Raw genomic sequence first — 17,537 nt, 5'->3', positions numbered from 1 at the left:
CAAGGATCGAGATTTCATAGGGATCGACACTCGAATGACTGCTTTTAAATAAACAGCGCCTTTTTTGATAAACTCGATTTAAGAATTAAATTTACGGGTTACTTAAACAACCGGTAGTGGTTGTAAGTTTTTTAGAATAAACGATTAGCAATAGAACGCAATGAGCAAAAAAATAAAAATAGGTATTTCTCAAGGTGATATTAACGGTATTGGTTACGAAGTGATTATGAAGACACTGAGTGATCCCCGGATCCTTGAAATGTGTACTCCAATTGTTTACGGATCGCCCAAAGTGGCAGCTTACCACCGCAAAGCGTTGGACATGGAGCATTTCAACTTTAATACGATTAAGCACCCGGGAGAAGCCGATTTCCGCAAACCGAATATCATCAATTGTATTGACGATAACATTCGTGTAGAGCTTGGGAAAATTTCAGATGTAGCTGGTGAAGCCTCGTACATGGCCCTCGATGCAGCGGTGAACGATTTGAAAGCCGGAAACATTGATGCCTTGGTTACCGGTCCGATCAGCAAGGACAATATCCAAAGCGAAAAATTCAATTTTCCTGGTCACACCGAATTTTTGGCAGAGCAATTCAATACCAACAACTATGTGATGTTGATGGTGAGCGAGATGATGAAAATCGGGGTGGTTACCACACACGTGCCGCTGACAAAAGTTGCGGGCCTGATTACCAAAGAAGCGATCGTTCGCAAATTGCGGATCATTTCAGCTTCAATGGAACAAGACTTCAGCATTAAAAAACCTCGTATTGCCGTATTGGGCTTGAACCCGCACGCCGGCGACGGTGGTTTGTTGGGTAGCGAAGAAAAAGAAATTATCATCCCGGCAATTGAACAGGCGAAAGAAGAAGGTATTCTGGCCATCGGGCCATATCCTTGCGACGGTTTCTTTGGTTCGGGCGATTACACCAAGTTCGATGCTATTTTGGCGATGTACCACGATCAGGGCTTGACACCTTTCAAAGTGATTTCGTTCGAACGTGGCGTGAATTTCACGGCTGGTTTGCCGGTTATTCGTACATCTCCGGCTCACGGTACCGCATTTGATATTGCGGGTGAAGGTAAGGCGTCTCCGGAGTCATTCCGCGAAGCTTTGTACCTGGCGATTGATGTGCACAAGAACCGTGAGTTGTACAAAGAAATTAGCCAGAATCCGCTAAAACGCTATGAGATCAACCCGAACCAGGTTGATGAAAGCGTTGATTTTGTAGACGAAGAACCAACTCTTTAATTGGATAAAATGACCGGAGCCCACGGGCTTCGGTCTAAAAATATCTCTCTTCTATGTATGAATATATTTCCGGAAAAATCACCGGATTGACACCGGCAAACGCCGTAATTGAAGCCGGATCGATTGGTTATTTTATACACATTTCGTTAAATACATACTCCGCAATTAACGGAAAACAGTCCGTTATTCTGTATTTGCATCAAGTCGTTCGCGAAGATGCACACTTGCTTTATGGATTCGCCGATCAGGCTGAACGTGAGCTGTTTCGCTTGTTGATTTCGGTGAATGGAATTGGCTCGAGCACAGCCTTGATGATGCTCTCATCTTTGACCCCGGATGAGATAAAAAGGGCGATTTTGGAGGAAAATGTGAACCTGTTGAAAAGCATCAAAGGTATTGGAGCTAAGACTGCTCAGCGGGTCATCATCGATTTGAAAGATAAAATAGGAAAACAGCCGGTTAGCGACCAAATTTTAATGACCGGCGCAGACAATACTATCCGCGATGAAGCGTTATCTGCTTTAGTTATGCTCGGTTTCGCACGTAAAAGTGTTGAGAAAGAACTGGATAAAATTTTAAAAACAAATCCGGGAATCACCGTCGAGCAGATGATTAAAGCGGCCCTAAAAAGCCTGTAACATTTCATAAAGCGCGGTATTGAAAACATATCTGAGAAATTCATTACTTCTGGTCATTTTTGCGGGGGTTCTGGCGATGGGCTGGACTTCGGTGCCGGGTATTGAGTATGCTCAGCGTTCCTCAGAATTTTCACAAACGGCTGATTCAAGCTGGGTTGACACCCTTGAAGTTGATACCACGGGTGTCTTGATTTTCCCTTTCGACGACCGCAAAGAGTTCGATTATTCCGATCCGGAGTCCCAATCGGGGCTATTTCTGAAGCAACCTTCAAATATTACCACAGAGGTTGAATATGACCCCGTAACAGGGCAGTATATCATGACCGAAAAGGTCGGTGACATAAATTATCGCATGCCGAGGGCGATGTCGCTTGAGGAATATGTTCACTACGATTTTCAAAATTCAATCCGCAATTACTGGCGTCAACGTTCCGGAGAACAGGATCAGGAACTACGCGAAGGCTTGATTCCTCGTCTTTCGGTAGGGGGAGAAGCTTTCAACCGGATTTTTGGCGGTAATAATATCGACATTCGTCCCCAGGGATTTGTGGAAGTCAGCTTCGGTTACCAGATGAATTCAACCGAGAACCCGTCAATCCCCGAGCGTCTGCGAAAAGTTCCCTCCTTCGACTTCGATCAGAAGATCCAGATGAACGTGAACGGCAGCATCGGCGAAAAGATGAAGATGCGGGTGAATTACAATACCGAAGCGACCTTCGATTACGAAAACAAAATGAACCTGGAGTACTCGGGTGATGAAGATGAGATTATCAAGAAGGTTGAAGCGGGTAACGTGTCATTGCCATTGAACGGATCGCTGATAACCGGTGCCACCAACCTGTTTGGTGTAAAAACCGACATGCAGTTTGGCAAACTTTTCGTTTCGACCATCTTCTCGCAAAACAAGGGTGAAACGAAAGTTGTGGATATTGAGGGGGGAGCCCAGAAGACATCTTTCGAGTTGAAAGCGTCGGAATACGATGCCAACCGCCACTTCTTCCTTTCGCAATATTTCAGGGATACTTACGATAAAGCCTTGAGCAACCTGCCTGTGGTTCAGTCAGCGATTACAATCAACAAAATAGAAGTTTGGGTGACCAACAAGTCGGGTAATTACAGCGAGTCGCGAAACATTTTGGCGCTGATGGACCTGGCTGAACAAAGCAAAAATATTTACAACAGTGTTCCCGGTTTCGAAGGGAATACCGGTTTGCCCTACCCGGACAACATCTATCCGTACAACGACGCGAATAAAATGTACCGCGAGTTGATTGACAACTACGCTGCCATTCGCGATGTGTCGCAGATCACGAAAACGATGAACAGTTTTTCGGGCTACGGATTTAATGGCGGGCAGGATTTTGAGAAGATTGAACAGGCGCGGAAACTGAGCTCGTCAGAATATACCGTGAACCTTCAGTTGGGATACATCTCGCTGAACTCGGCTTTGAATACCGACGAGGTGTTGGCGGTTGCCTACAACTACACGGCAAACGGAAAAACGTACCAGGTTGGTGAATTTTCGACTGACGGGATTGACGCACCGGAAACTTTGGTGCTGAAACTGTTGAAAGGAACCAACTTGTCGCCGAAACTTCCTACCTGGAAGTTGATGATGAAGAACATCTACAACCTGAATGCCTATTCGCTGAACAGTGAAGATTTTGAGTTGCATGTGCTATACCAGAATGAAACCACCGGAACGCTGATCAACTACTTGCCGGAGTCGAACCTGGAAGGTCACATTTTGCTGAATGTGTTGAACCTGGATAACCTCAATTCGCAGCTCGATCCGGGTAGCAATGGTGCTTTCGACTTTATCGATGGGGTGACGGTGCAGTCGTCAACCGGACGAATTGTATTTCCATCTGTCGAACCCTTTGGCAGCTTTCTGGGCGATTCAATCACAGATCAGGCTTACCGCAACAAATACGTTTACCAAAGTCTTTACGACTCAACAAGAACTTACGCGCAACAAGATGCAGAGCACAACAAATACGTGCTGAAAGGAAGCTACAGCGGGGCATCCAGCTCCGAGATTTCCCTTGGAACAGTCAACCTTGCACAGGGATCGGTAAAGGTAACAGCCGGGGGGATCACACTGACCGAAGGTTTGGATTACACAGTTGACTACACGCTTGGCCGGGTAAAAATCATTAACCCAACTTACCTTGAATCGGGAACGTCGCTTCAGGTTTCTACCGAAAGTGAAGACCTGTTCTCGGTTCAGCGAAAGACTTTGCTGGGAACGCATATGAACTATGCATTCTCAGATAACTTCAACCTTGGGGGTACCGTTTTGCACATGAGCGAACGCCCGTTGACACAGAAAGTGAATTACGGTGAAGATCCGATATCGAACACCATGCTCGGCTTGGATCTGACCTACAATACCGAGTCGCAGTTGCTGACGCGGCTGGTCGATAAGTTGCCCTTCATCGAGACGAAAGAAAAATCATCGGTTGCCGTAGAGGCTGAAGTCGCCAAGTTGATTGTCGGCAATTCGAGCGTGACGGATGGTACTGTATATATCGATGACTTTGAGTCAACGCAAACTTCCATTGACCTGCGTGCTCGCCAGGCATGGATGCTGGCCAGTACGCCGCAGAATCAACCATCGCTGTTCCCGGAAGGGGATCTGGACGATGACCTGGCTTACGGTTTCAACCGGGCAAAACTAGCCTGGTATGTCATCGACCCACTCTTCCTGAGGAATACCGCGCAAACGCCATCGCACATCAAAAACGACCTGGACCAGCAGTCCAATCACTTGGTGCGCGAGGTTTATCAACAGGAAATCTGGCCCGACAAAGATGTTGAAATTGGTGTGCCAACAAACATCTCGGTTTTGGATTTGGCCTATTACCCGGAAGAACGCGGTCCGTACAACTTCGATACCGACCCGAGCCCTTATTCGGCCGGTTTGAACCCGGACGGTACGCTGGCTGATCCGGAATCGCGTTGGGGCGGTATCATGCGGAAGATTGAAACAACCGACTTTGAAGCGGCGAATATCGAATACATCGAGTTCTGGATGATGGATCCTTTTGTGAACGACAGTACCGGCACCATGTCCGGAGGGGATCTGTATTTTGATCTTGGTGATATTTCTGAAGACGTCCTGAAAGACTCCCGGAAGTCTTATGAAAATGGATTGCCGGAAACGGATTTGATCTCGGATGTTGACACAACTATCTGGGGGCGTGTTTCAACCAAAACCCAAATCACCAAAAGCTTTGTGACCGATCCGGATGTGATTCTTCGTCAGGATGTTGGTTTCGATGGCTTGTCGGACACAGATGAACAGAGTTTTTACGACGGCTATCTGGCTGTCCTTAAAAATATTTTGGATCCGCAGACCTATGTGAATTTTGCCGAAGACCCCTCGGGGGACGACTATCACTATTATCGCGGAACCGACTATGACAATGATGAGGTGAGTATCCTCGATCGTTATAAAAAATACAATGGCCCTGAAGGTAACTCGCGGCCGGCTTCCCGCTCAACCGAGTCGTACACAACGTCTGCTTCAACTTTACCGGATGGAGAGGACATTAACAATGATAATACCTTGAGCGAATACGAGCGCTACTATCAGTACCGTTTGAGTATCCGCCCGGGCGATATGCAGTTGGGGAACAACTACATTACCGATGTCCGTACTGCCCGGGTCACCTTGGCTAACGGGAATGTGGGAGAGGTAAAATGGTACCAGTTTAAGGTTCCGGTGAAACAGCCGGAAGCGACGGTCGGAAGTATTTCTGATTTCTCGTCTATTCGTTTCATGCGTATGTTCCTGCGCCAATTCCAGGATCCTGTGATTTTGCGTTTTGCAACTTTGGATCTGGTTCGGGCCGACTGGCGCCGATACACCGACGATCTGGAAGAGAACAGCAATAACCTGGGAACAAATACGACATTCGATGTTTCTGCTGTCAACATTGAAGAAAACAGCGATCGCCAGCCGGTCAATTATGTGTTGCCTCCGGGAATTGACCGGGTGATTGACCCTGCAAACGCTCAGTTGTTGCAGCTGAATGAACAGTCGATGACTCTTAAAGTAACGGACCTTGAACAAGGCGATGCCCGTGCTGCTTACAAATCGATCAACATGGATTTCCGTCGGTACAAACGACTGAAGCTGGAAGTTCACGCAGAAGCGATTGAGGGGGAAGAATTACAGGATGACGACTTGTATTTTTTCATTCGGATGGGATCGGATTATAATTACAACTATTACGAATACGAAGTTCCGCTGAAGCTGACTGATCCGGGTGTTTACAACGGTAGCATTGAAGCGGACCGAATAGCTGTTTGGCCTGACGAAAACCGGATTAATATCCCGCTTTCAATTTTCACCGATGCAAAATTGGAGCGCAATGCCATCATGAGGTCGGCGGATTCGAACTTGCAGTTGACTGATATATATGAACTTGTTCATGAAGATTATAACAATAACCAGAACCTGATTAAGGTAAAAGGTAATCCAAACCTGGGCTATGTTGAGGTGATGATGATGGGGATCCGGAATAAAGCGGGAACCTTGATAACTCCTCCAAAGTCGATTGAAGTTTGGGCCAATGAACTGCGTTTGAGCGAACTGGATAACAATGGAGGCTGGGCTGCCAATATGCGTGTTTCGACTCGCTTGGCCGATTTTGGATCGGTAGTGGTTGCCGGACGACATCGTTCGGTTGGTTTTGGAAGTATTGATCAAAACGCCAATGAACGTTCGCAGGAGGCCCTGACCGAATATGATATTTCTTCGAACTTCGAGCTCGGACGTTTCTTCCCGAAACAAGCTCAGGTGAGAATTCCACTTTACGTTGGTGTCTCGAAAAGCGTGAGCAACCCGGAATACGATCCGCTGAACCCGGATATTACGATGGAACAGACCTTGGCTGCCGCCGAAACGAAGTCGGAGCGCGATTCGATAAAACGAATGGCGCAGGATTATTCGAAGCGAACGACCATTGTGCTGAATAATGTGAAGGTGGATAAAATGAATAAGTCGGGAACACCGAAACTTTGGGATCCGACGAACTTCTCCGGCTCTTTTGCCTTTAACAAGCAGCGGGACCGAGATGTGAATACAGCCTACAGTGTCGAAAAAAGTTACCGCGTGGCTCTGAGTTACAATTTCAATAACAGGCCGAAACTCTATGAGCCTTTCCGGCAAACGAAGGCGCTCCGGGGGAATGCATTCCGTTTGATTCGTGATTTCAACTTCTACTTGATGCCGACCCAGATTTCGTACAGAAACGAGTTGTACCGTTACTACAAAGAAGTTCAAACACGCAATATTTCGAACCCGGATCTGAAAATTCCATTGACAGTGGAAAAAGACTTTATCTGGCGCCGGAATTTCGATTTACGATACAACCTGACCCGTTCGTTGAAAATTGATTTTTCATCGCAGGGAACAGCACGAATTGATGAGCCGCTGGGCCGAATCAACCGCAACGATGATGACTACCAGTTGAAGAAGGACTCGATTCTTCGAAACCTTTTTGATTTGGGACGCCCCGTGCTTTATCATCACGTGCTGAATGCAACTTATCAGCTGCCGATTAATAAAATCAATCTGCTAAACTGGGTGACGGCAACGGGACGCTACCAGGCGATGTACGACTGGACGGCCGGTACTATTACCGATGAAACCATTGAGTTGGGTAACGTGATGGAAAACTCGCGCGTGATGCAGTTCAACGGTCAGGCTTCGTTCATCAACCTGTACAATAAAGTTCCCTTCCTGAAAGAGGTGAACCAGAAATTCGGAGGGGGTAGCCGCTCAGCCAGAAGCTCGAGTTCCCGTGCCCGGATGGCCAGTTCTCAGGCTCAGAGCAAAGCCGAGTTCCGCATCCGCGATGTGGAATTCAAAGACAATCGGATTAAGTTTGAAGCCAACGCAGCGAAGGTTGTCAACCATAAGTTAAAGACCACCGATGTTCAGGTGAAAGTATACAATGCGGAAGGGCAGCAGGTGAGGGGCACCGTAAAAGTGATCGATGAAAACCAGGTTAGCTTCCAGTCCCGTTCCGATATTGATGCCGGGCGCATTGAGATTACCGGAAAGCGCCGCATTGAAAATGACTGGATGTACACGGTTGCCCAATACACGGCCCGCACCGCGATGATGGTGAAAAACTTTAATGTAACCTATTCTTCTTCGGATGGTACTTTACTGCCCGGATTTATGCCTGAACCGGCTATTTTCGGTTCGGGACATTATAACCCGGATCCGGCGATGTTTGGGCAGATTGCCTCGACCAGTGCTCCGGGATTCCCGTTCCTGTTCGGATGGCAGGATGATGACTTTGCCCGCAAGGCTGCGCTGAAAGGCTGGATTACCAAAGACACAACCCTGAATGCACCTTATGTGATGAGTCACAATGAAACCTGGGCTTTCCGCGCAAACCTGGAACCAATTCCATTCCTGCGGATCGACCTGGAAGCCAACAGATCGTTCTCTGAAAATGCCAGTGAATATTACATCTACGATATCAATACCGGCGACTTCAACGCTCAAAACCGCACGTTGAAGGGGAACTTCACCATGTCGGTGAATACCTGGAGTACTGCCTTCTCGAAAGTTGGCGATGCCAGTGTCGAGATTCCGGAAGCTTACCAAAATATGCTGGATTATCGCGAGGTCATTGCCCGGAGGTTGGATGCCCGACGTGTTGCGAATGCCGAGGCTGGTTACGTTCCCGGTGACAACAACCCGGAAACAGGATTCCCTGTTGGCTACGGACCAACTTCGCAGGAGGTGTTGATACCGGCCTTTATCGCGGCATACACAGGTCAGGCGCCTGAGAAAGTTTCGCTGAACCCGTTCCCGTCCTTGAAATACATGCGGCCAAATTGGCGAATTACCTACGACGGTGTCGTTTCAAAAATTAAGGGATTGAATAAGGTGGCTAAGTCGGTGAACCTGAATCATGCGTTCCGCTCGTCCTACAACATCGGTTCGTACATTACCAATCTCAACTACGACGACCAATCTTTTGGTGACGGGTGGAGTTACGAGATGAATGAGTTGAACGGCGACTTCGTTTCGAAATACGATATCAATTCGGTCAGTATTTCAGAGATGTTCAGCCCGCTGATTAACGTGGATGTGACCTGGTTGAACGACATGTCGACACGGGTTGAAATTAAACGTGCCCGTAACCTGACGCTGAACTTTGCCAATAACCAGTTGACCGAAGTGTTGAGCAACGAGATTTCGTTTGGCTTTGGCTACCGTTTCCCGCGCATGGATTTAATTATTAAATCGAAAAGTAGCCAAAAAGCCTACTCGAACGACCTGAATATTCGGGCCGACCTGGCATTGCGTAAAAACAAAACGATACTCCGGAAGCTGGAAGAAAACGATAACCAGCTGACTGCAGGTCAGAATGCAGTTACCTTGAAAACAACGGCTGATTACATGTTGAGCGACCGTTTCCAGTTGCGTTTGTATTACGATAAAGTTGTGAACAAGCCTTTCACTTCCTCCGCTTTCCCAACGGCAACCACCAGTTTTGGTATGAGCTTCCGCTTCACTTTGGCCCAATAGATGCGGGCAAATTACACCAGTAAAATTTTTTGAATTTTTTTCAATCTCTTTATCTGATGAGTTATGTAAACTAATATCTTGTGATATTATTTACTACAAATCTTTTCCTCTATTCATTTTTCCACAGCAATAGTTGTCATAATAAAATGCCTCTGATTTATCATATTTTATTATAATACAGTTGAATGCCTTTTATTTAGGGTGATTTAATCTATCAAATTGAATTAGGTTGATCAGCGAACATCTTTGTTGTTTGATCTCTATGGTTATGATCAATTGATTGATTTTCAATTGTAAATAGGCTTTTTGAGTGTTCGATTTCGACGATTTTCGCATACAATACCAGCTTCTGAAGTGCGTTTTCAGCATCAGTAATACCCGCGATTTACAGGAAAAACAGAAAGCAAGTTAAAGGCGAAATAGGTCTCGGATCGACAACCTTCTGAAAAACAGGGTTGGGGTTTTCGCCAGCGATTGGCGCACTATTTTGCAGAAGGAGAAAGGTGTTGAAAACAATTGGACGAATTTCATCGGTCAAGATGGTTTTAGCCGGAGTTTTGGCTATCGCTTCAACTTTTGTGGCTACCGGTCGTTCGGCTGGAAAGCCGGATTTCCCATTTGCACCTATGGATTCCGTGAACCAGGTTTCGGCAGGACTGGACACAACCGGTGTGCTGGTTTACCCTTTCGAAGATGAGCAGGCGTTTGAGTACGCCGATTCAAGCCAGCAGTCGGCGATTTACCTGAAGAAACCTTCCAATATCAGAACTGAAGTTGAATACGATCCGGTAACCGGGCAATACATTTTGACTGAAAAAGTTGGTGATTTCGATTATCGCTTGCCCAAAGTTTTGTCACTTCAGGAATATATCCGTTACGACATGCAGAACTCCATTCGGAATTATTGGAGAACCAAATCTGCAGAACAGGAAACGACGGGGCAGGGAGGTTTGTTCCCGAGTTTGACGGTGAACGGCGAGGCATTCAACAAGATTTTCGGCGGGAATAACATTGACATCCGGACCCAGGGTTTTGTGGAAGTCAGTTTTGGTTACCAGGTGAACACGGTCGATAATCCGTCGCTTTCTGAACGTCAGCGCAAGGTACCTACCTTCGACTTCGACCAGAAAATTCAGATGAACCTGACGGGTAGCATCGGCGACAAAATGAAGATGCAGGTGAACTACAACACCGAAGCGACATTCGATTACGAGAACAAAATGAAGCTCGATTATTCGGGCGATGAAGACGAAATCATCAAAAAAATAGAGGCGGGCAATGTTTCGCTCCCCCTGAATGGAAGCCTGATTAAAGGAGCAACCAACCTGTTTGGTGTGCGCACCGATATGCAGTTCGGGAAGCTGAGTGTGTCGACTGTGCTGTCGCAGAGTAAAGGCGAAACCAAAACCATACAGGTTGAAGGCGGCGCGCAAACAACGACTTTCGAGATTGATGCTTCGGACTACGATGCGAACAAGCACTTTTTTCTCTCGCAGTACTTCCGCGATACCTACGACAATGCCCTGAAAAATATGCCGGTTGTCAATTCGGCGATCACCATCAACAAAATTGAAGTTTGGGTGACGAACAAGTCGGGGAGCTACACCAGCGCACGAAATATTCTGGCCTTAATGGATCTTGGCGAACACGACGATAACATTTATAATTCGGTTCCTTCCTTTCAGGAGCAGGCCGGGCACACGTACCCGGAAAGCGTTTATCCGTACAATGATGCCAACCAAATGTACAGTTCCATTACCGAGGACTATTCCGATATCCGAACCGTATCGTCGATAACAAAGACGATGTCGGCTTTTTCATCTTATGGATTTAAGTCGGGTAAAGATTACGAGAAGGTGCAACAAGCGCGACAACTGAGTTCTTCGGAATACACGATCAACACAAATTTGGGCTACATCTCGCTGAATTCGGCCTTGAATTCGGATGAGGTGCTGGCGGTTGCTTACAACTACACCGCTAACGGCAAGACCTACCAGGTCGGGGAGTTTGCTTCCGAAGTAACTTCGCCCGGCGTGCTGGTGGTGAAGTTGCTGAAAGGAACGAGTTTTACGCCGACATTGCCGACCTGGGACCTGATGATGAAGAACGTTTACAGCCTGGATGCTTACGATTTGAACAGCGATGACTTTGTTATGAATGTCACTGTTTTGAGCGACTCTACCGGAAGCTATGTCAATTATTTGCCGTCGTCGAACCTGGCGGGCAAAACGCTGCTGAGTGTTTTAAACCTGGATAACCTGGATGCCAATCTGGATAAGGGAAGTAACGGGGCTTTCGATTTTGTTGACGGTATTACCGTGCAAGCCGAGAAAGGACGCATCATTTTTCCATGTCTGGAGCCTTTCGGCAGCTACCTGACCAACCAGATGAACAGTAGTATTTACAAGGAAAAGTACGGCTATCAAAGTTTGTACGATACGACGAAAACCTATGCCAAGCAGGATGCCGAGCACGACAAGTACAAGCTGAAAGGAACCTATTCCGGATCATCCAGTTCCGAGATCTCCCTGGGGACGATCAACCTGGCACAAGGTTCGGTTACCGTCACCTCCGGCGGGGTTACACTGACGGAGTATGTTGATTACACGGTCGACTACACGTTGGGAAGGGTGAAGATTATTAACCCGACCTATTTAGATTCCGGATCTAGTCTCCAGATTTCGGTGGAAAGCCAGGATTTGTATTCGGTGCAAACGAAAACCTTGTTGGGGACGCACATGAACTATGCTTTTTCGGACAATTTCAATTTGGGAGCAACAGCCCTTTATCTCAACGAAACTCCCATCTCGCAAAAAGTGAATTACGGCAGTGAACCGGTCTCCAACACCATGCTGGGGCTCGATTTGAATTATACAACCGAGTCGCAGTTCCTGACCAACCTGGTCGACAAATTACCTTTTCTGGAGACCAAGGAAAAGTCGTCGATTGCTGTGCAGGCTGAGGTTGCCAAGCTGATTGTCGGCGAATCCAGTGCAACTGACGGGACGGTCTACATTGACGATTTTGAAGCGTCGGAAACAGATATCGATCTCAGTGCCCGTCAGGCTTGGGTGTTGGCCAGTACGCCGCAGGGGCAGTCGGATCTGTTTCCCGAAGGCGACCTTTACGACGATTTGGCCTACGGATATAACCGTGCCCGTTTTGCCTGGTACAATATCGATCCGCTGTTTTTGCGCAACACCACACTCACACCTTCGCATATCAAACAGGACACGGAGCAACAGTCGGACAACCTGGTGCGCGAGGTATACGTGCAGGAAATTTATCCCGACAAGGAGCTCGATGCGGGAGAAACCTCCATACTCTCCGTATTGAACATGGCGTTTTATCCGAATGAGCGGGGGCCGTACAACTTCGATTTAAACTCGTCTTCCTATTCATCGGGTTTGAACCCGGACGGGACATTGGCCGAACCAACGACTCGTTGGGGGGGAATTATGCGGGAAATCACAACGACCGATTTCGAATCGGCCAACATCGAATACATCTCTTTTTGGATGATGGACCCGTTTGTGAATAACGATGACGGAACGGACACCGGTGGAGATTTGTATTTCAACCTGGGTGATATTTCCGAAGACGTCCTCAAAGATTCTTACAAGTCATTTGAGAATGGTCTGCCGGAATCGGCATTGATTACTGATGTTGACACCACTGTTTGGGGGCGGGTTTCAACCCAAAACCAACTTACCACGGCTTTTGTAAGTGATGACGAGACGATCCTGAACCAGGATGTTGGTTTCGACGGCTTGTCGGATGCAGATGAGATGACTTTTCATGATCAGTATTTGCAGAGCGTCCAGAATATCACGTCTCAGTCGGCCTATGAGGAAATTGCAACGGACCCGTCAGCCGATGATTATCACTATTTCAGGGGAAGCGATTACGACCAGAATGAGCTGAGTATCCTGGACCGCTATAAGAAATACAACGGGCCGGAGGGAAACTCGGTTCCGGCTTCGTATTCGCCCGAGTCTTATTCAACCTCTGCATCAACCACGCCCAACTGCGAGGATATTAACGATGATAATACGCTGAGCGAAACGGAGAATTACTTTCAGTATCACGTTAGCCTGCGACCAGAAGACATGGTGGTTGGGCAGAATAACATCAGCGATGTTCGCACTGCCAGCGTTGAACTGGCCAATGGTCAAGTGAGCGATGTGAAGTGGTATCAGTTTAAAATTCCGATTGACTCGCCGGATGAGGTTGTCGGTGATATTGGAGATTTTTCGTCGATTCGTTTTATCCGGATGTTTATGCGGGGATTCGAGCAGCCAACCTTTTTGCGCCTGGCAACGCTGGATTTGGTTAGGGCAGAATGGCGCCAATACAGCGATAACCTGGAAGACAATAGCGCAAACCTGGGAGCCAGTACCTCGTTTGAAGTTTCGGCTGTAAACATCGAGGAAAACAGCCAGAAGGAACCGGTTAACTATATTTTGCCGCCCGATATTGAACGGGAGGTCGACTACAGTAGTTCGTACCTGGTGCAGGAGGATGAGCAATCGCTGTTGCTGAAAGTTGAGGACTTGGAACAAGGCGATTCGCGCGCTGCATACAAAAATATCAACCTGGATTTTCGACCCTACAAGCGGTTGAAGCTGGAAGTGCATGCCGAAGCAATTGAAGGATCAGATCTGGATGACGATGACCTCTATTTTTTCATGCGCCTCGGATCGGATTACAACGACAACTACTACGAGTACGAACTTCCGTTGAAACTAACGCCCGCCGGAAGCTACAACGGGAATCTCGAATCCGACCGCTACATTGTGTGGCCCGACGAAAACCGGATCAATATTCCGTTCACCTTGTTTACCAACACCAAGTTGGCGCGGAATGCAGACATGCGCGAAAGTGGCTCGACTTTATCGCTCACCGATGTGTATGAAGTGGCGCACGATGATTGGAACGACGGCAAAAATCTGGTGAAAATTAAAGGTAGTCCCAACCTGGGCAATGTGCAGGTGATGATGCTGGGGATTCGGCATAAATCGTCAACCTTGCAAACTACCGACAAATCGGTTGAGGTTTGGACGGATGAGCTTCGTTTAACCGGGCTGGAGGACAACGGCGGTTGGGCGGCAAATGTGAGAACGACGGCTAAGCTGGCCGACTTTGGAACAGTTACTTTTGCCGGAAGCCATACTTCTGCCGGTTTCGGGAGTATTGACGAAAGCGTCAGCGAGCGCTCGGATGAGGATGTGAGCACCTACGATATCACCGGTAATTTTGATATGGGTAAGTTTTTCCCGTCGAAAGCGCAGGTGAAGATCCCGGTTTTTCTGAACCTTTCGAAAAGTGTGAGCAACCCGTATTACAACCCGCTCGATCCCGATGTGACCATGTCGGAGACCCTGGCGAATGCCAGTTCAAAATCGGAAAAAGACTCACTGAAGAACCTCATGCAAACCTATTCCAAATCGAGCAGCATTATTTTTAACAATGTGAAAGTGGATAAGAAGATTCGAAAGGATAATAAAACTAGCCTGATTGACCCTGCTAATTTCTCGGTATCGTTTTCTTACAACAAGCAGCTGGATCGGGATGTGTACACCGAATACGACATTGAGAAGAGCTATCGGTTGATTTTGAGCTACGTTTATAATAATCGTCCGAAAGTGTACGAACCCTTTAAAAAAGTAAACCTGTTAAAGGGGAATGCTTTCCGCCTGATTCGCGATTTCAACTTTTCGTTGATGCCAACGCAGATTTCGTACATCAACAACCTGTACCGATATTACAATGAAACACAAACCCGGAATGTGACTGATCCGGATGTGGAGGTTCCGGTTACGGTGAACAAAGATTTTCTTTGGAAGCGGAGTTTCAACTTGCGGTATAATCTGACCAAATCGCTGATCGTTAGTTTTTCGTCGGAAGGAACGGCCCGGATTGACGAGCCGGAAGGGGTGATCAATAAATCGGATGACGATTACCAGCTGAAGAAGGACTCGATCCTGTCGAACTTGCTGAATCTGGGGCGACCGATTTTATACAACCATGTGCTGAATGTGACTTACCAGTTGCCGTTGAATAAAATTGACCTCTTAAACTGGACTAACGCCACTGCGCGCTACCAGGCTGGCTACGATTGGACGGCCGGCTCGGTGACCGATGAAACGGTTGAGTTGGGGAACGTGATTGAAAACACAAGGGTGATGCAGGGAAATGCGCAGCTGAACTTTAACACGCTGTACAATAAAGTTCCGTTTCTGAAAAGCGTGAACCAACGTTTTGGAACAGGAACAAGTTCGGCCCGTAGCTCGAGTGCCCGTGCCAAGGCAGCAGAAAGCCGCCAAACGCAAATGCCCGATGTTCGCATTCGGGAGGTTTCGTACAAGGACAAAAAAGTTCCGGTTGAGGCGAATCAGGAAACGGTTATTCATCACCACTTAAAAACCAAAGATGTTCAGGTGAAGGTTTTTGATGAGGAAGGGTTGCAAGTTCGCGTGACAACCAAGGTGCTGAACGAAAATGAGGTGAGTATTCAAAGTCGCAAACCGATTGATAAGGCGCAGGTTGAGATTAACGGAAAGCGCAAAATCGAAAACAACTGGCTCTACAATGCTGCTCAGTATTCGGCGCGGACGGCGATGATGTTGAAGAGTTTCAGTGCGGTTTATTCATCTTCCGACGGGACAGTCCTACCGGGATTCATGCCGGAGCCCTCCGTTTTCGGCTCAGCGCATTACGATCCTGATCCTTCCATGTTTGGTGAAATTGCATCGACCAACGCGCCGGGGCTGCCATTTTTGTTTGGATGGCAGGACGAAGATTTTGCCCGCAAAGCAGCCTTGAAAGGTTGGATTACGAAAGACACGACACTCAATTCACCCTACATCATGAGCCATAACGAGGCCTGGAGTTTTCAGGCGAGCTTGGTCCCGATCCCCAATCTAAATGTGAACTTGAGCGGAAGTCGCTCAGCCTCGGAGAACTCCAGTGAATACTATTTGTACGATGTGGAAAACGATGTTTTCAATCCTTCAAACCGGACGGTGAGCGGCAACTTCACCATGTCAATCAACACCTGGCGAACAGCTTTCGAGAAAATTGGTGACGCCAGTGTTGAAACACCGGAAGCCTATCAAAACATGCTGGATTATCGCGAGACCATTGCCCGGCGGCTGGCTGCCCGAAGAGTAGCGAATGCAGAGGCTGGCTACAACCCGGAGGATAACAACCCCGAAACCGAGTTCCCCTGGGGCTACGGGCCAACATCGCAGGAAGTGTTGATTCCTGCTTTTATTGCCGCTTACACCGGGCAGTCGCCCGACAAAGTTTCGCTTAACCCTTTGCCCTCGTTGAAATACCTGCGGCCAAACTGGCGGATTACTTACGATGGTCTGGTTTCGAAAATTAAAGGCTTGAACCGGGTTGCCAAGTCGATCAGCCTGAGCCATTCCTATCGTTCTACTTATAACATCGGGAGTTATTCAACTAACCTGGATTACGATGACACCGAATTCGGCGATGGCTGGAGTTACGTGATGAACAGCTCAACCGGCGACTTTGTCTCCCAATACGATATCAGTTCGGTCAGTATCACGGAGCAATTGAATCCGTTGATCAACCTGGATGTCACCTGGCTGAACGACCTGTCGACGAGTATTGAAATAAACCGGACCCGGAACCTTACGGTGAGTTTTTCAACCGATCAGCTGACAGAGGTTCAGAGTCGGGAGATTTCAGTGGGGCTTGGCTACCGTTTCCCGAGAATGGACCTGATTTTGAAATCCAAAAGCGGGCAGAAAGCCTACTCGAACGACCTCAATATTAAAATTGATATGTCCTTCAAAAAGAACAAAACCGTTTTGCGGGACATTGCCGAAGAGGACGATCAATTGTCGGCAGGGCAGAATGCAGTTACTTTGAAAACTTCAGCAGATTACCAACTGAGCGACCGGTTTCAGCTGAAACTGTACTACGATAAAGTCATCAATAATCCTTTTACCTCGTCATCTTATCCGAGCTCAACCACCAGCTTTGGGATGAGCTTTCGCTTCACCTTGGCACAGTAGTAGGTGTATAAATTCCAAACAACGAAATTCCAAAA

4 protein-coding genes are annotated in these 17,537 nt (G+C 47.5%); all 4 read left to right on the top strand.

Annotation, left to right across the window (positions count from 1 at the left end; genetic code table 11):
* The first annotated feature begins 160 nt into the window (after positions 1-160).
* Positions 161-1,255 carry a 4-hydroxythreonine-4-phosphate dehydrogenase PdxA gene (gene pdxA / locus BC643_RS11275; RefSeq protein WP_120273183.1) on the top strand — a complete coding sequence of 365 codons (1,095 nt, stop codon included), beginning with the start codon at positions 161-163 and terminating at the stop codon, positions 1,253-1,255.
* 53 nt (positions 1,256-1,308) lie between these two features.
* On the top strand, positions 1,309-1,893 hold the full coding sequence (gene ruvA / locus BC643_RS11270; RefSeq protein WP_120273182.1) for a Holliday junction branch migration protein RuvA: 585 nt from the start codon (positions 1,309-1,311) through the stop codon (positions 1,891-1,893).
* A gap of 19 nt (positions 1,894-1,912) precedes the next feature.
* Positions 1,913-9,454, top strand: coding sequence for a T9SS outer membrane translocon Sov/SprA (sov, locus tag BC643_RS11265; protein WP_147377201.1), 7,542 nt, complete (start codon positions 1,913-1,915; stop codon positions 9,452-9,454).
* 506 nt (positions 9,455-9,960) lie between these two features.
* Positions 9,961-17,502 carry a T9SS outer membrane translocon Sov/SprA gene (gene sov / locus BC643_RS11260; RefSeq protein WP_147377200.1) on the top strand — a complete coding sequence of 2,514 codons (7,542 nt, stop codon included), beginning with the start codon at positions 9,961-9,963 and terminating at the stop codon, positions 17,500-17,502.
* Positions 17,503-17,537: the final 35 nt, after the last annotated feature.

It is taken from the genome of Mangrovibacterium diazotrophicum (assembly GCF_003610535.1).
Taxonomy (GTDB): Bacteria; Bacteroidota; Bacteroidia; order Bacteroidales; family Prolixibacteraceae; genus Mangrovibacterium; species Mangrovibacterium diazotrophicum.
The sequence above is the reverse complement of the archived record's forward strand: the minus strand, read 5'-3'. Positions and strand labels throughout refer to the sequence as shown.